The sequence below is a fragment of the Rouxiella aceris genome, assembly GCF_012933545.1.
Lineage (GTDB): Bacteria > Pseudomonadota > Gammaproteobacteria > Enterobacterales > Enterobacteriaceae > Rouxiella > Rouxiella aceris.
The window spans coordinates 84,305-101,024 of record NZ_JAADJU010000013.1 but is presented as its reverse complement, the minus strand read 5'-3'; the positions used below and the strand labels follow the sequence as shown (position 1 = coordinate 101,024).

The following is a 16,720-nucleotide window of genomic DNA, read 5'->3' as shown; positions in this document are numbered from 1 at the left end:
ATCTGAGGAGATATCATTATGCGTCGTTTAATTCAGGTTGCTTTAATTGCTTGCTCTTTAACCACGATCTTTTCTGTCCAGGCGGCGGAACAGGCTGCTTCTTCTGCCGCGCAACAACAGCTGGTGCAGGCACAAGGGGTAGTAAAAGAAATTGATTACCAAAATAGTAAAGTCAGCATTGCCCATCAGGCTATTCCGGCCATTAGCTGGCCGGCAATGACCATGCGTTTTACCTTTGCCTCGGCCAGTCAATTGTCCGCCATCAAGGTGGGCGATCAGGTTAATTTTTCTTTTGTACAGCAAGGGCCTCTGGCTGTGCTGAAAAATATTGCCGTGAAAAACTAATCAATATCGTCAAAACAACAGTGTCGCCGGGCAATTTATTTTCAGCATTGACCAGGCCGCAAAGCGACACTTTATATTTTTGCATATTATAAATTTACGCACCGGTAAGGTAGCCTATGTGTTCTCTCCTTGTTAAACGCACAGCGATAATAATAAGCAGTGTGCTGGTTATTCTGATTATCGTATTAGCTGCTTTTTACTCTATCAACGTTGTGCATAGTAAACCGGCTGTCACTGAGCGTAAGGTACTCTTTTGGTATGACCCAATGAGTCCCAATACCAAGTTTGACAAGCCAGGTAAATCTCCGTTTATGGATATGGACCTGTTGCCGAAATATGCCGACGAAGAGTCTGCCGGTGGCGTTACCCGGCCCGGAGTGCGTATTGATGCTACACAAACGCAAAATCTGGGTATGCGCACTGAGAAGGTACGTATGGGCAAACTGACCTATGCGCAAACCTTGCCGGCCAATGTCAGTTTTAATGAATATCAGTTTGTTATTGTCCAGTCCCGTGCCGAAGGCTTTATCGAAAAGGTCTACCCCCTTACCGTGGGTGACAAGGTAAAAAAAGCCACTCCGCTCATTGAGCTGACCATTCCGCAATGGGTCGAAGCACAAAGTGAATATCTGCTGCTTACCACTACTGGTGGCACGGCTACCCAGGTCGAAGGTGTGCTGGAACGACTGCGACTCGACGGTATGCCGGAAGAAGACATCCAGCAACTGCGCAAAACCAAAACGATACAAACACACTTTACCCTGCGGGCGCCTATCGATGGGGTGATCACCGCTTTTGCCTTAAGAACCGGCATGAATATCACCAAAGACAGCGTAGTGGCGCAGATTCAGGGGATGGACCCGGTGTGGATCAGTGCCGCGCTGCCGGAATCCGTCGCCTATCTGATCAAGGACTCTTCACAATTTACTGTGCAGGTCCCCGCCTATCCGGATAAAAACTTTAAAGTGCAGAAATGGAACACCCTGCCAAGTGTCGATACCGCCACCCGTACACTGCAGGTTCGGCTGCAGGTAGATAATCACGATGAATTGCTGAAACCCGGGATGAATGCGTCGTTAACCCTGACCACACAAAGCCCGGAGATGTTATTGATCCCTTCGCAGGCGGTAATCGATACCGGCAGTGAACAACGGGTGATCACCCTGAACGCCGAGGGACGCTTTGTGCCGAAAGTGATCAAAATATTTCATGAGTCACAGCAAGAAACCGCAGTAAGCGCCGGTCTGTCGGCCGGTGAGTCGGTGGTGATTAATGGCCTGTTTCTGATTGATTCCGAGGCCAATATTGCCGGTGCGCTGGATAATATGCGCCACGACAACGCGGCTATGGCCGATGTCACCCCTCCTTCATCCGCTGCTACTCAGCAATAAGGAAAGAAAAATGATTGCATGGATCCTGCGCTGGTCAGTGGCGAACCGCTTTCTGGTGATGATGGCAACCCTGTTTCTCTGCCTGTGGGGAACCTGGACCATTGTGCATACCCCGGTAGATGCACTGCCCGACCTTTCGGATGTTCAGGTTATCGTACAAACCAGCTATCCCGGTCAGGCACCGCAGATTGTCGAAAATCAAGTGACCTACCCGTTAACTACCACCATGCTCTCGGTGCCGGGAGCAAAAACGGTACGCGGTTTTTCCTCTTTTGGTGCTTCCTACGTTTACGTTATTTTTGAAGATGGCACCGACTTATACTGGGCCAGATCGCGGGTACTGGAATATCTCAATCAGGTACAGGGCAAACTGCCAACCGGTGTGACGCCGCAAATCGGCCCCGATGCCACCGGCGTCGGCTGGATATTTGAGTACGCGCTGGTCGATCGCAGTGGCCAACATAACCTGGCGGAATTACGTTCGCTACAGGATTGGGTGTTAAAATTTGAACTCAAAACTCTGCCGGGGGTAGCGGAAGTCGCGTCCATTGGCGGGGTAGTAAAAGAGTATCAGATCGTCGTTAATCCGCTAAAACTGGCGCAATACGGCATCCGACTGACGGAAGTCAAACAGGCGATTACCGCCTCCAACCAGGAAGCCGGGGGTTCATCGGTGGAACTGGCCGAGGCCGAATATATGGTCAGGGCCAGCGGCTATCTGCAAACGCTGGATGACTTTAATCATATTGTGTTAAAAACCAACGAAACCGGCGTTCCGGTCTATCTGGGTGATGTGGCTCGGGTACAAATCGGGCCGGAAATGCGGCGTGGCATCTCGGAATTAAACGGTGAGGGCGAGGCAGCCGGTGGCGTAGTGATCTTGCGTTCCGGCAAAAATGCCAGAGAGGTGATCTCGGCGGTTAAAGCCAAACTGGAGTCGCTAAAAGCCAGTCTGCCTGCCGGTGTGGAAGTGGTCACCACCTATGATCGCAGTCAGCTCATCGATCGCGCCATTGATAATTTACGCGATAAACTGCTGGAAGAATTTATCGTAGTCGCCGTAGTCTGCGCGCTGTTTCTGTGGCACCTGCGTTCCGCTCTGGTGGCCATTGTGTCGTTGCCGCTGGGCTTATGCATTGCCTTTATTGTGATGCACTATCAGGGGATCAACGCCAATATTATGTCGCTGGGGGGAATTGCCATCGCCGTTGGTGCCATGGTGGATGCCGCTATTGTCATGATAGAAAACGCCCATAAAAAAATCGAAGCCTGGCAACATCAGCATCCCGGACAACCGCTGGACAGCGCCTCACGCTGGCAGGTGATCACTGATGCCTCAGTCGAGGTCGGTCCGGCGTTATTTATCAGCCTGCTGATTATCACCCTCTCCTTTATCCCGATCTTTACCCTCGAAGGTCAGGAAGGACGGCTCTTTGGCCCGCTGGCCTTTACCAAAACCTATGCCATGGCCGGGGCCGCGGGATTGGCAATTATGGTGATCCCGATCCTGATGGGCTATCTGATCCGCGGGCATATTCGTGCCGAAGCCCGTAATCCGTTAAATCGCCTGTTAATCAAACTCTATCATCCAATGCTGATCCGTGTGCTGAACTGGCCAAAACTGACGCTGGGTATTGCCCTGTTGTCGATACTGACCGTTATCTGGCCACTGGGCAAAATAGGCGGCGAGTTTTTACCCAAAATCAATGAGGGGGATTTGTTATATATGCCCTCTACCCTGCCCGGTATTTCTGCTGCGCAGGCGGCAGTGCTGTTGCAGGCCACCGATAAACTGATTAAAACCGTGCCCGAAGTAGCCACGGTATTTGGCAAGACCGGGCGTGCGGAAACGGCCACCGATTCGGCACCGCTGGAGATGGTCGAGACTACCATCCAGCTCAAGCCGCAGTCTCAGTGGCGAGCAGGTATGACGCTGGATAAAATCATCGACGAGCTGGACGCCAGGGTACGTCTGCCGGGGCTGGTAAACCTCTGGGTGCCGCCGATCCGTAACCGCATCGATATGCTGTCCACCGGGATCAAAAGCCCCATAGGGATTAAAGTCTCAGGTAGCGTACTGGCCGATATCGATGCTTCCGCGCAGCAAATTGCCACGGCAGCCCGCCAGGTCCCCGGCGTGGTATCCGCGTTGGCAGAACGACTGGTGGGCGGGCGTTATATTGATGTGGATATCAAGCGTGAAGCGGCAGCAAGATATGGCATGACCGTCGAGGATGTTCAGCTTTTTGTCTCGTCGGCGATCGGCGGTGCCGAGGTGGGGGAAACCGTAGAAGGCATCGCTCGCTACCCGATTAATATTCGCTATCCGCAGAGTTTTCGCGACAGTCCGGAAACCCTGCGCCAACTGCCGATATTAACTGCGCAAAAACAGCAAATCACCCTGGGAGAAGTGGCCGATATCAAGATTGTCTCTGGACCGCCGATGTTAAAAACCGAAAATGCGCGCCCCACCAGTTGGATTTTTATTGATTCACGCGGGCGGGATATGGTGTCAGTGGTCAATGACCTGAAAAAAGTGATTGCCCGGCAAGTCCATTTGCAACCCGGTACCAGCGTCTCCTTTACCGGTCAGTATGAGCTGTTAGAGCGCGCCAACCAGAAATTGACCTTAATGGTGCCGATGACCCTGATGATTATCTTTATTTTGCTCTATCTGGCTTTTCGCCGGGTCAGCGAAGCATTGCTGATTATTGCCAGTATCCCCTTTGCCTTAATTGGCGGTATCTGGTTTCTGTACTGGCAGGGTTTCCACTTATCAGTTGCCACCGGTACCGGGTTCATTGCGCTGGCAGGTCTCGCCGCCGAGTTTGGCGTGGTGATGCTGATGTATTTACGTCACGCCATTGAACAGGATCCGCGCTTACTCGTCGCCGAAACCTTTACGGTACAGGGACTGGACAACGCGTTGTATCAGGGGGCGGTGATGCGCGTGCGACCAAAGGCGATGACCGTGGCGGTGATCGTTGCCGGATTACTGCCGATCTTGTGGGGCACCGGCACCGGTTCGGAAATCATGAGCAGGATAGCAGCACCAATGATTGGCGGCATGATCACTGCGCCGCTGCTGTCGATGTTTATTATCCCGGCCGCTTATAAATTGATCTGGTTACACCGACGTCGAAACTAGGGAACTAGTGGCAAAGCGGTCTATTATGTTAATAATAAAGTGGTATTTACCTTATTCTACTTACATGCTGTTAACTAATAAGCCGCAGCCAGGTTTATTTCCCCTGTGGAGGAATTATGTTTACTGTCTTACGCGCCGATCTGCGGTCACTCTTCGATTATGGCCCGTTTAAAATTCGCCGTATTCATCCCGGGCAGATCCTGCCCGCAGGCGATAATGACGCCTTTGGCCCGCTCAGTGTGATCGACCATGTCAACCTGGGCGTGGGCGCACAGATCAGTCTGCATGAACACAGAAATGATGAAATTTTCACTTATATCTGGCAGGGCTCTATGGTGCATGAGGAGTCCGACGGTCAACGGACTCCGCTTTCGCCAAAGAAACTGATGATGATTAACGCCGGACAAAGTTTTTGGCATCAAGAGTCAACGCCGATTGTGCCGGCAGAAGTGTTGCAGATATATATTCGCCCCGGACAAGCCGATTTGCCTGCCCGTATCCAGTTTGTAAGCCGTCCTGAGGGGATAGCAACCAATCAATGGACACTGCTGGCCGGTCCCGAGGGACAGTCGGCACCGCTGGAAATTCGCCAACAGCTGTTTATTTACGATATCCGCCTGGATCACCAAAGCCAGAGCCCGGTACCGCAGCAAGAAGGATTGGCCCAATGGCTGTATGTGATGGATGGTGAGGTCGCCATCGGTGGCCATGTGCTCTACAAGGGGGATGCAATAGCCAGTGAAAACCTTGCCCTGCCGGTTGTAACCTCGACGGGTAACAGCACCCTGCTCTGTTTTTGCGTCGATCTGGCGGCTAATGTGGTGACGGATGGCACTGTCAGTGGTTTGTAATCGGTTTCGGCATGGCGAACACGTTATTTCACGATGCCGACCAATGCCCCGGCCATAAACATCTCGACGGCGTTATTGACCAGTTGCCGAATTTGATGGCGTTCAAGGGGTTGCGGTTGGCGTTGATAGAGACGAAGTTCCGTTTCCGCAGTCAGCAAAGATAAAAACTGTAGCGCTCTCAACTGCGGATCGGCATCGGCAATTTCTCCCCGCGTCATCGCCTGGGCCAGTAATTTCGCCAGTGCCTCGATACATTGACTGGGGCCGGAACGATAAAACAACATGCCGACATCAGAATGGCTGGCTTCGGCAATAATCATGCGATAAATGGACAAGGCTTCACCGTCATTGGTTAGCACTACCAACATGCTTTCACCAAAGCGCAGCAATACCGTTTTCAGGTCTTCATTCTGCTGTTCTGTGGTCAAAGAGGTCATGGCTTCGGCTAAATGGCCGGTGGCATAAGCCTGTACCACTGCTACCAGCAGTTCTTCTTTTGAGGAGAAGTAATTGTACAGGGTGGCTTTAGATCCCCCTAAACGCTTCGCCAGTTCATTCATCGACGCACGTTCATACCCCGCCTCCTTAAAGAGTTCGGCGGCGGTGGCAATAATGGCGGATCTACGCGCTTCGCTACGGACTTTCATTTTGACTCCTGCAAATAAACCGCCCAGCTTTTCTGCACATGCAAAGGATAACTGTAATGTACGGTTCAGTTAACTCTAGCGCCCGCTGTCCGTATTGTAAACCAAAGCAGAACGCGTAAAACCGGCAAATAAAATCGACGCCTTACAGTGATAACCATACCGGGTTGTACATTTTATTGACAAGAGAATAAAGATCGCACATAAATGTACCGTACTGTACGGTTTATTTAAAAGCGTTTTTCTTCCTTCAATTTAAGGTTCAGCAAATGTGCAAAAACACCAGGTTTTTTCAGGCAGGGATCGTTTTGATGGCTATGGGGCTGCAGGCTTGCGCAGGGACGCAACCGGTCCCCTATAGCGGAATTTCGTCCTCTCCACGGCTACAACCCAACGCGCAAAATGACGCGGGGCATATGCCCTATTTCTACTCCGCACGTCCGGCATGGCGTGAATATTCGCGGGTGATCATTGAACCGGTTGTCATTTACCACGGCGCAGATAATCAGTTTGGCGACGTCACCACTGAGCAGCAGCAAGAACTGGCCGCTTATATGCAAAAACAATTCTCTCAAACCCTTGCCGAACGTTACCAGATCGTTCATCAGGTCAGTGCGGGCACGCTAAGAATAAGGCTGACATTAACGGGTGCGGAAACCACTACCCCGGTACTGGGTACCTTTACCCGCTTTGATCTGGCGGGGGGTCCTTACAATGTCGTGCAGTCAATCCGCGGCAAGCAAGGTTCATTTACCGGTTCGGTCAGCTATGCCGTGGAAATCTTCGATGCAAGCTCGCAGCAGCTTCTCGAAGCCTATGTCAGCAAGCAATATCCTAATGCCTTGAATATCGGTGCCAGTTGGGGCGCGCTAAACGCCGCTGAAACCGGAATTGATAAAGGAGCGGAGCAGTTGGCGGAGCGGATCAACCCTGCTCACTAGAGCGATGGTGTGGTGTGCTACGAGATACAGGCTTTTGTGGAGGCTGTGGCATATTTTGCACAGCTTTCCCGGTCGCTGGCTTGTTTCCACGAAACAGCGCCACGATCATCTCCAGCAACATCAGCCGCAAATAAAACGGCGAATGGCTGTACAGATGCATAACGCGTCGGATTTTGCTCATAAACTCTCTCGTGTGGCATTGCAAAAAATTTAACGTTGCTTTATTACTCAGGTATAGCACAGGCTATACTCCATAGCCAATGCAAAGTTTTCAGAAATTGGTGGTTCGGCACAGTTGGTTTACAATGCTACATAAATTCGCAAAATGCGTATAAGCGGTGAAAATCGTTGAGAAACCAGGAAGCAGGCGTTATGAAAAATAACAAATCAAATCCATTGCTGGACGTAGAAGAACATGCCCAGGGATTTGTGCAAGTACGCGCTGCCCATCGCCGAGAATTAATGGATGATTACGTCGAACTGATTGCTGATTTGATCCGCGAATTTGGCGAGGCGCGCCAGGTTGAACTGGCAGCAAGGCTCGGAGTTTCGCAGCCGACAGTGGCCAAGACCCTGAAACGTTTGGCCAATGCCGGTCTGGTACGCCAGCTTCCCTATCGCGGGACTTTTCTTACCCCTGCCGGTGAGAAACTGGCGCTGGAAAATCGTGAGCGGCATAATTTGGTCGAGGCATTTTTTATCGCCCTCGGCATTAGCCCGGAAACCGCCCGCCTGGACGCGGAAGGTGTAGAACACCATGTCAGTGAAGAAACGCTCGAAGCTTTCCGCCGTTTTACACAACGGCAAAGTCAATCATTATAAATTTTGCTTCGGCTTTTAAGGACATCACACAATGAAAGTCAAAAACATTACTGCCGCTGTGCTCTGTGCTTTTTTCATACCCTTGATGGCCTACGCCAAGCCGGTTGAACAAGTACAACTCGATGATATCATTCAGCCATTGATGACCAAGTTTCAGATCCCGGGCATGGCGATTGCCGTCAGTATTGAAGGCGAGGATCACTTTTATAATTACGGTGTCGCCTCAAAAGCGAGCCAGCAACCGGTGACCCGCGATACCCTGTTTGAAATCGGCTCGTTAAGCAAAACCTTTACCGGCACGCTGGCGACCTGGGCACAGGGTAAAGGCAAACTCAGCTTTGACGATGCAGCGAGCAAATATTTTCCCTCATTGCAAGGCACGGCATTTGACAATATCAGCCTGTTGCATCTGGCCACGCATACCTCTGGACTGCCGTTATTTGAACCTGAGGGGGTGACGACGGATGAACAACTGATGGTCTGGTATCAGCAATGGCAACCGGTGTTACCGGCGGGCAACCAACGTATCTATTCTAATATGGGCACCGGCCTGTTGGGATTGGCCACCGCCAAAAGTTTGGGACAGTCTTTCAACGACGCCATGCAACAGCGCATGTTACCGGCGCTTGGCATGAGCAACACTTATCTGCAAGTGCCAAAAGAGAAAATGGACAGTTATGCTCAGGGCTACAACCGCAAGGATCAACCGGTACGAGTCAGCCCAGGCATAGTGGATGCCGAGGCCTATGGGTTAAAATCCAGTGCCACGGATCTGATCCGTTTTCTGAATATTAATATGCAGGCTGTGCCTATCGACGCAAAATGGCAGCGGGCGGTGAATGCCACCCATACCGGGTATTACCAGGTAAACCAGTTTGTGCAGGACATTATGTGGGAAAGCTATCCGTACCCGACGCCGTTATCAACGCTGACCAATAACAACAGCCCGCGGATAATTTTTGAAAGTCATGCGGCAAGACTCCTTACCCCACCGCAAGCGCCGCAGCAGTGGGCAATGTACAATAAAACCGGTTCTACCGATGGTTTTTCATGCTACGTGTTGTTTGTGCCCGCCAAAAAGATGGCTATTGTTATTTTGGCCAATAAGTCTTATCCCAATATCGCCCGCGTCAAGGCGGCCTACGATATTCTCGCGTTGGTGGATCCGCAGCTCAAACCCATGGAGTAATCCCTGCCAGGAGTATGCTCGACATACTCCTGGCGAGTCACTCTCAAGCAGCATCAAAAGGTGGCTTGCCAGCCAGCAACTGATCGATAACGTTGAGCACGCCCTGTTCATTATTGCTTGTTGTCCGGTAACCGGCAGCCGCAACTACCTGCGGGCTAGCATTGGCCATGGCAAACCCGAACCCGGCGTGCTGTAACATTTCAATATCGTTATCGCTGTCACCAAGGGCGACCACCTGATTGTCGCTAATGCCCCAGCGGGATTGCAGTAATCTGATGCCATTGGCTTTATGTAAGCCAGGAACAATCAAATCCATAAAGCCAAAACCGCTGGAAACCGGCTTGACGATATCCCCCAGTTGCTCATCGAGTTTCTGCACCAGATCGGCAATCCGGTGGTTTTCCATATTCAGCGAGAATTTGAAGATAGTGTCGTCAATGGCATTGAAATCTTCAATGCGTTGTAATCGACGGTAATGATTGGACATTTTGTCGATCACTGCCTGCGGCATGGCGGTTAACGCATAGGCGCTGTTTTTGGCACAAACCACCAGATTGATATCAGGTATGCCGGTTATAACCGCCAGAATGCGTGCGACCTGCTGTTCAGAGAACTGGCCGCAATGGATTTCTTGCCCGGCATCCACCACATAAGCACCATTCTCCGCCACAAAGGCAATTTCCTGGTGGATCTCGGGAAAGTAGTGCAGCAATTGATAATACTGATTGCCACTGGCGACCACAAAACGGATCCCTCGCTGTTTCAACAGAGCATATTGCTCCAGAAAACGCGCCTTGTCGTAGCGCTTATCGTCAGTAAGAAATGTCCCGTCCATATCTACAGCAAACAATTTTATTGGCATGAAGAGTCCATGATCAGTCAAGGGTCAATAGTGATAACGGCGGATATCCCCCGTACTTAACCCGTTATTTTATCAAATGCAGGAATGATCATCTAATCGATTCTCATTTTTAATTGTCACGCTAAGACAACGACAAAAATGTTATGAAACAGTGTACAGACTTGTCTTCATGTGAAGTTAGTGTAATCTTCCGCACGCAAAAATGTGTTCCAGATCACATCAGCACATTACCAGGGTTTGATAACAGGCCCGGATCATTAACCGGCACGTTATTTTCAGTCAGAGACACCCTCCAGGTGGATAATCTGACGGTGATAAGCAACAGGAAGAGGCATGAAAGAAAAATCAATAAGTTACAAAGGGCCATTGGCGCTATTAACGGCGCTATTTTTTATGTGGGGGCTGATCACCTCTCTCAACGATATCCTGGTTCCCCATCTTAAATCCCTTTTTGCATTAAGTTATGTGCAGGCATCGCTGGTCCAGTTCAGCTTCTTTTTTGCCTATTTTGTGATGTCCTATCCGGCAGGGAAAGTAGTCAGCAAACTGGGTTATAAAACCGGTATCATCCTCGGCCTGCTGGTGGCGGCCGTCGGCTGCGCGCTGTTCTATCCTGCCGCCGCACTGCGCTCCTATCCGCTATTTCTTTTGTCACTGTTTATTCTGGCTTCTGGTTTGACCCTGCTGCAGGTTGCCGCCAATCCTTACGTTAACTCCCTTGGCACTGCCGATACCGCCGCCAGCCGCCTGAACCTGACTCAAGCCTTTAACTCGCTGGGCACCACCGTTGGTCCGGTGCTGGGCGGGATGTTTATCCTCTCTGCCGCCGTACTGGGTGCCGATCAGATTAAGCAACTGCAGGGAGATGCACTTTCGCATTACTACGCCGCCGAATCGGCTTCCGTGCAAATGCCCTATCTGCTGCTGACCGCCGCGTTGATCCTGATTGCCCTGGTAATCAAATTCAGTAAGCTGCCGGTATTAAGTAATGAAACCGAGCAAATCCAGGACGGTAAGGATCACAGTCTGTGGCAGAAAAAACACCTGGTGTATGGCGTGATCGGCATCTTTGCCTACGTCGGGGCCGAGGTTTCCATTGGCAGCTATCTAATCAGTCTGCTTGAACGCCCGGATATCGCCGCGCTGTCGGCAATTGACGCCAGCCAAAAGCTGTCGCTGTACTGGGGTGGCGCGATGGTAGGTCGTTTTATTGGCAGCGTGCTAATGACCAAAATCAAGGCTAACCGTTTGCTGGCAATCAATGCCCTGATGGTAGTACTGCTGATCGCCTTAGCCATTGCGGTCCATAACCGCTTTAGTATGTGGGCGATTTTAGCCATCGGTCTGTTTAACTCGATTATGTTCCCGACCATTTTCTCGCTGGCACTCAATAAGCTGGGCGTGATGACGGGGCGTGCCTCGGGGGTGCTTTGTATGGGGATTGTTGGCGGTGCGCTGGTGCCGATCGTTCAGGCTCTGGTTGCTGACCATCTTTCACTGCTGGCCTCCTTTGTGGTGCCGCTGGTTTGCTATCTGTATATCGCCTGGTATGGCTGCCAGGGCTACCGGCCTGCCCACTGACCGACATGGCAGCTCCTTTATTACACAGGGGCTGCCATGGTTGTTTTCATCGGCTTAATGCACCTATTGTTGCCACAGTGAAACAATCACAGAATGTGACGCTGTATACTCGCGGTTTCGCCAAAAATTGGTAGGATGGGTTCACTGATTCGGTAACCCCGAATGTCCCCAACACGAGCAAGTAAAAGGTATGAACATGACTGATAAAAAAATTCAATGGAATGGTGCCTTACAGCCAGAAGCAGTAGAGATCCTGTCAAAAGATGGCGGTATGATCGTCTGCCCGACTAAAGTTGGCTATATCATCATGACCTCAGATGCTAAAGGACTGGATCGTAAATTTGAAGCCAAAGAGCGCAACCGCAATAAACCTGGCGTAGTGCTGTGTGGTTCCATGGAACAGCTGAAACAACTGGCGCAACTGAACCCGGAAATTGAAGCCCTGTATCAACAACACTGGGATAAAGATGTGCTGTTGGGCTGTATTCTGCCATGGCAAGAAGAAGCTAAAGCGCGTATTCCGGATGATGGCTCCAAAACCATGATGATGGACAAACGCGATACCAGCTGTTTTGTGATCAAATTCGGTAAGCCGGGTGAGATCCTGGCCAAAGAACTGTGGGAAAACCACGGCAAATTCTCCTTTGCCAGCTCTGCCAACCCATCAGGTAAAGGTAACCGCGGTAAAGTAGAAGGCATCGGCGAACGTATCGAACAACGTGCCGACCTGATTATCGAAGCCAACGAATATGTGACCTCCATTCAGCCAAACGAAAGCGAGAAAACCCGCTATGAACAAGGCGTTATGGTGTCAATGGTTGATGAAAACGGCAAACTGGTGCCAGAGCAGAAAGGCCAGCGCAATGTCACCCCTTGCCCAATGCTGATCCGCAAAGGTCTGGATGTCGATAAGATCATGTCAATGATGTCTGATATCTTCCTGACCTGGGATTACCGTCAGGGCAACTACTACTAAGTCCTGTCAACGGGTGCCAATGGCACCCGTTACTTTGATACTGCCATAACCTCCCCACCGGCTCTCTGCAAATCAACCCGGATATTTCTGCCGCAGTCTCTTTTCCAAATCGTCCACAAACAATCTGACCCGCGCTGATAGCATATTTTCCGCTTTAAACAACACCCAGGAATGGTAAGTATCCATCTCCCATTGCGGCAATAAGCGCAGCAGTTTGCCTTCACTGACCGATTCTTGCGCAATATAGTCAGGCAAATAGGCAATACCGCCACCGGCAATCGCTGAACTCATTAGCGCCACGCTGTTATTGACGCGAAAACGGCTGCGCACATCAATATCCATTTTTTGTTTGTCTTTATAAAAAGGCAATGAAATGGTGTGGGCCGGGCCGCGAAACAGAATGTAATTATGGCGAGGCAGATCCTCTGGCTTGCTGATAGTAGGCAGTTGCGCCACATAATGCGGGGCAGCATATAAACCCCAGGTGATGGGAATAAGGGCTTTGACCTGGCCATGTTCGGGTTTGGCGCGAGTGATGGCAATGGCAATATCGTAAGGTTCATCGCTCATATTAACCGCGCGATCGGTAAGATCGAGATCGACATTGACGTGAATATTTTGCGCAATAAAACTGTTGAGTATCGGCACAATGCACTGACAGCCAAAGGTAACAGGGGCAATCATGCGCAGATTACCCATTGGCTCTTCATGAAAATGACGAATAAAATGCTCGGCCCCCTGGATCTCATGCAGGATGCGATTGCAGTATTGGTAGTAACTTATACCAACTTCGGTCACCGCTATCTTGCGCGTGGTGCGGGTTAACAGTTGCGCGCCGAGACGAACTTCAAGATTGGCGATCTCACGGCTGACCGACGATTTTGACAATCGCAACGTTTTTGCAGCCTCGGTAAAACTCAGGGTCTCAACGACGCGGGCAAAAACCACCATCGCCGTCAGGTTTTCAATATTGTCCATATTTTGGTCTGTGGGTAGCCAAGGCAGGCACTAAAATAACATAGTTGCTACCGGACTGCGCAAGTCGGCTGGAACTTATTTCGCTAAAAAATAACCCAAGGTGTATAGCCGGACTATAAATTTTTTCTTATATTTATTTATGTTATTTCCAATCATTGACTTTTATTTTCACCCTAAGGTGAAGGTTTAAACACCAGAAAAGGGCCAGGATGAATAATATTCCATCAGCTAATTTGTCAGCAAAAAGCATCCCCGCTTACACTGGGGCGATGGCGGATAAAAGCAATCAGCAAGCCATTAACGAAATAAAAAAAAGCAGCATTACTTATACCAGTGAAATCGCCCCACGCGGCCAACGCTGTAAAAGAGGTGCCCTTAATGGCCTTACCAGTGGTGACTCCTTTTTCAGGCGCTTATTGCTTGGCGGAATTTTAGAGTTTGTGCCCATTTTGCGACATATCAACCCGCAGGGTGCCGCTTATAACCGGTTATTCCCTGCTGCGTCGCCACCAGTCGCCAGCCAGTCCGCATCACCGGTCAGCAGTACCACCACCAGAGCCAATAGCAGTGCATCGCCGCTGCCACCGCCGATCACCAGTACCCGCAATCCGTTTGCTCAAGAGACAATAAGTATCGTAAAAGAAATAAACAGTAACGTCGTGGCAATTATTGCGCAAAGTGAAAGAGTGACGCAAATCAACCGCATGGTGGATATAGCCATTCAACAAAGAAATAATCAAAGACTTAATGATTATCTTGCAGAACTTATTTCACGGGGAAGTGATATTTTCCGACTTAATCATCAATTGACTTATTTAAGGTGCCAATTGCAGCAGCGCTTAAATCAATTAAATCGCACCGTTGAACAGCATACCTTAATTAATACGCTTAATGATTTATTGAATCAAACCCGGGTGTCATTGGGTCAAATCAACACTCTGTCAACCCGAGTCGCCCAGATTCGTCAAAGCATTTTGCACGCCTTAACGGTATGCAACAACGGCAGGTGCTTTAAGCAACGCAGCCAGTGAGGCGCATGGTTGGATAAAAAAACGGGAGCCAGTTTTGGCTCCCGCAATGATGCAGATTAGAAAGGCAACTTAGTACTGATCCAGCAAGGCATAAGGAGCGTTATTTCTCAACGCCGGTTGCGCCAGGCTATTGGCAGCAGAGTTATCGACTTTGAAAATCGCCATGGCTTCAGACAAACGAACCGCCTGCTCCTCAAGAGACTGGGCAGCAGAGGCAGCCTGTTGCACCAACGCGGCGTTTTGCTGCGTTACGGCATCCATTTGTGTGATTGCCATATTGATCTCATCAATACCGGAACTTTGTTCGGTGCTGGCAATGGAAATCTCGGCCATGATATCCGTCACGCTCTTGACGCTGGATACCACTTCTTCCATGGTCAAACCGGCTTTGGCCACCAGATTACTGCCCTCGTCTACTTTCGAGACCGAGTCTTCAATCAACATCTTAATTTCTTTGGCGGCAGAGGCAGAACGCTGCGCCAGGCTACGCACTTCAGAGGCTACCACGGCAAAACCACGACCCTGCTCACCGGCGCGTGCAGCTTCAACAGCCGCATTCAGCGCCAGAATATTGGTCTGGAAAGCAATACCATCAATAACGGCGATAATATCAACAATTTTACGTGATGAACTGTTGATCGCGTCCATGGTATTCACCACTTCGCTGACCACCTGACCACCTTGAATTGCCACGCGAGATGCCGATGCTGAAAGCTGATTGGCCTGACGGGCATTATCAGCGTTTTGTTTCACCGTTGCGGTGATCTCTTCCATTGCTGAGGCGGTTTCCTGCAACGAGCTGGCCTGCTGTTCGGTGCGGGAGGATAGATCCAGGTTACCGGCGCTGATCTCGCCAGACGCTGTTGAAATGGTATCGGTTCCGGCGCGAACTTCAGTCACAATTCTTAGCAGGTTGCTGTTCATGTTCTTCAGCGCATGCATCAATTGTCCGGTCTCATCGTTGGAGGTCACCTGAATATCGCTTCTCAGATCCCCTGCCGCCACGCTTTCAGCAATCTGCACCGCTTTGCTTAATGGACGCACAATCGAACGAGTCAGGAAAATACCAAGAATAATTGCTACTGCCATCGCCAGCAATGAGAACACCAGGGTGACAGAGATGGCCAGAGAGCCTGCTTGCAGAGCTGCATCGCCTTCTGACTGGAGTTGCTGTTCCTGAGATTTGGCAAATTCAGTTGCCAAATTCAGATAGGCATTCTGTGACGCGGTGAGTGAACGCAGCACATAGTTTTGTGCCCCATCAGTGTTCCCAGCTTTTACCAGTGACAGCAACTCTTCTCGCGCCTTATCAAAGGCAACACTGGCGTCTTGCATTGCCTGAATTTTGCTTTTGCCATCTTCAGATGTTTGGATAGCGGCAATATGCTCTAAAATTTTGTGGGTTTTTTCAGTGGCGGTTGCCAGGTCTAAAAGACGCTGGGCATTCAGATCGGGCCTGGTGATATCAAGCACAATACCGCGCGAAAATTTGATTTGATCGTTCACCCCGTCACGCACATCAAAGGCTAGCCTGACCTTCAAATAGCGATCATTAACAATCTGATCAATCGCGTTGTTAATATTATGGATCTTGGTAATGGCAGTCAGGCTGACGATCACTAAAAGCACGATCACCAAACCAAACGCCGCACCCATGCGGACGCCTACCCTCATATTCTTAATCGCTGCCATTCTTACTATTCCTTCTGGAAGTGTGGAAAACTCTCAAGTGCTGCAAGATGTAAAACCAAGGTTGAATTTGCCTTCATTTCATCTTCGGTCACCGAGTGTCATCGTCGGTAAACTGCAATCATCCATGTAACAGAACTAACATAATTCCGCGCAGCGATGCATTTACCAGGCAATAAGCGAGATGATAAATTTGAATAAAATGAAGTAATTGCAGTAACAGATATCGGCTAAGCGGGCTAAAGCTTTAGAAAATAGCGACGATTATGCTA

General features: G+C 50.2%; 16 protein-coding genes. 10 read left to right on the top strand and 6 right to left on the bottom strand.

The genetic code is table 11. The annotated features are described in order from the left end of the window. The first annotated feature begins 18 nt into the window (after window positions 1-18). The 4 genes from GW590_RS21045 (at window position 19) to GW590_RS21030 (ending at window position 5,735) form a co-directional block, all read left to right on the top strand. Window positions 19-345, top strand: a complete 327-nt coding sequence (locus tag GW590_RS21045; RefSeq protein WP_169405044.1) for a copper-binding protein — start codon at window positions 19-21, stop codon at window positions 343-345. Window positions 346-461: 116 nt separating this feature from the next. Continuing rightward, complete coding sequence (locus tag GW590_RS21040; protein ID WP_169405043.1) at window positions 462-1,736, top strand: efflux RND transporter periplasmic adaptor subunit; 1,275 nt, start codon at window positions 462-464, stop codon at window positions 1,734-1,736. 10 nt (window positions 1,737-1,746) lie between these two features. Next, complete coding sequence (locus GW590_RS21035) at window positions 1,747-4,884, top strand: CusA/CzcA family heavy metal efflux RND transporter (RefSeq protein WP_169405042.1); 3,138 nt, start codon at window positions 1,747-1,749, stop codon at window positions 4,882-4,884. Window positions 4,885-5,000: 116 nt separating this feature from the next. Beyond that, window positions 5,001-5,735 (top strand): pirin family protein, encoded by a 735-nt coding sequence (locus GW590_RS21030; RefSeq protein ID WP_169405041.1) that lies wholly within the window; start codon window positions 5,001-5,003, stop codon window positions 5,733-5,735. Window positions 5,736-5,758: 23 nt separating this feature from the next. Here the strand turns inward: GW590_RS21030 and GW590_RS21025 are convergent, their stop codons facing one another. Continuing rightward, window positions 5,759-6,382, bottom strand: a complete 624-nt coding sequence (locus GW590_RS21025) for a TetR/AcrR family transcriptional regulator (protein ID WP_169405040.1) — start codon at window positions 6,380-6,382, stop codon at window positions 5,759-5,761. Between the two features lie 308 nt (window positions 6,383-6,690). Between GW590_RS21025 and GW590_RS21020 the strand changes: the two genes are divergently transcribed. After that, the gene (locus tag GW590_RS21020; RefSeq protein WP_235956005.1) at window positions 6,691-7,320 is read left to right on the top strand and encodes a DUF3313 domain-containing protein; all 630 of its coding nucleotides are present in this window, start codon (window positions 6,691-6,693) and stop codon (window positions 7,318-7,320) included. On the opposite strand, the gene mntS is transcribed toward GW590_RS21020, so the two are convergent. After that, on the bottom strand, window positions 7,304-7,501 hold the full coding sequence (mntS, locus tag GW590_RS21015; protein WP_169405038.1) for a manganase accumulation protein MntS: 198 nt from the start codon (window positions 7,499-7,501) through the stop codon (window positions 7,304-7,306). The genes GW590_RS21020 and mntS overlap by 17 nt on opposite strands. A 191-nt stretch (window positions 7,502-7,692) precedes the next feature. On the opposite strand from mntS, the gene mntR reads away from it, so the two are divergent. Together mntR and ampC are read left to right on the top strand one after the other, a co-directional pair. Next, window positions 7,693-8,142 (top strand): manganese-binding transcriptional regulator MntR, encoded by a 450-nt coding sequence (gene mntR, locus GW590_RS21010; RefSeq protein ID WP_169405037.1) that lies wholly within the window; start codon window positions 7,693-7,695, stop codon window positions 8,140-8,142. 31 nt (window positions 8,143-8,173) lie between these two features. After that, a complete protein-coding gene (gene ampC / locus GW590_RS21005) occupies window positions 8,174-9,331 on the top strand; it encodes a class C beta-lactamase (protein WP_169405036.1) in 1,158 nt (385 codons plus the stop codon). Window positions 9,332-9,374: 43 nt separating this feature from the next. On the opposite strand, the gene GW590_RS21000 is transcribed toward ampC, so the two are convergent. Next, window positions 9,375-10,193 carry a Cof-type HAD-IIB family hydrolase gene (locus tag GW590_RS21000; protein WP_169405035.1) on the bottom strand — a complete coding sequence of 273 codons (819 nt, stop codon included), beginning with the start codon at window positions 10,191-10,193 and terminating at the stop codon, window positions 9,375-9,377. A gap of 333 nt (window positions 10,194-10,526) precedes the next feature. On the opposite strand from GW590_RS21000, the gene fucP reads away from it, so the two are divergent. After that, window positions 10,527-11,774, top strand: a complete 1,248-nt coding sequence (gene fucP, locus GW590_RS20995; RefSeq protein ID WP_169405034.1) for an L-fucose:H+ symporter permease — start codon at window positions 10,527-10,529, stop codon at window positions 11,772-11,774. Between the two features lie 196 nt (window positions 11,775-11,970). Further along, the gene (locus GW590_RS20990) at window positions 11,971-12,750 is read left to right on the top strand and encodes an L-threonylcarbamoyladenylate synthase (RefSeq protein ID WP_169405033.1); all 780 of its coding nucleotides are present in this window, start codon (window positions 11,971-11,973) and stop codon (window positions 12,748-12,750) included. A 72-nt stretch (window positions 12,751-12,822) separates the two neighbouring features. Here GW590_RS20990 and GW590_RS20985 read toward each other — a convergent pair whose 3' ends face one another. Beyond that, window positions 12,823-13,728, bottom strand: coding sequence for a LysR family transcriptional regulator (locus GW590_RS20985; protein WP_169405032.1), 906 nt, complete (start codon window positions 13,726-13,728; stop codon window positions 12,823-12,825). 478 nt (window positions 13,729-14,206) lie between these two features. After that, complete coding sequence (locus GW590_RS24485; protein ID WP_268952821.1) at window positions 14,207-14,335, bottom strand: hypothetical protein; 129 nt, start codon at window positions 14,333-14,335, stop codon at window positions 14,207-14,209. A 52-nt stretch (window positions 14,336-14,387) separates the two neighbouring features. On the opposite strand from GW590_RS24485, the gene GW590_RS20980 reads away from it, so the two are divergent. Beyond that, entirely contained in the window at window positions 14,388-14,759 is a 372-nt protein-coding gene (locus GW590_RS20980; RefSeq protein ID WP_169405031.1) for a hypothetical protein, read from the top strand. A 69-nt stretch (window positions 14,760-14,828) separates the two neighbouring features. Here GW590_RS20980 and GW590_RS20975 read toward each other — a convergent pair whose 3' ends face one another. Then, window positions 14,829-16,451, bottom strand: a complete 1,623-nt coding sequence (locus GW590_RS20975) for a methyl-accepting chemotaxis protein (RefSeq protein ID WP_169405030.1) — start codon at window positions 16,449-16,451, stop codon at window positions 14,829-14,831. Window positions 16,452-16,720 lie beyond the last annotated feature (269 nt).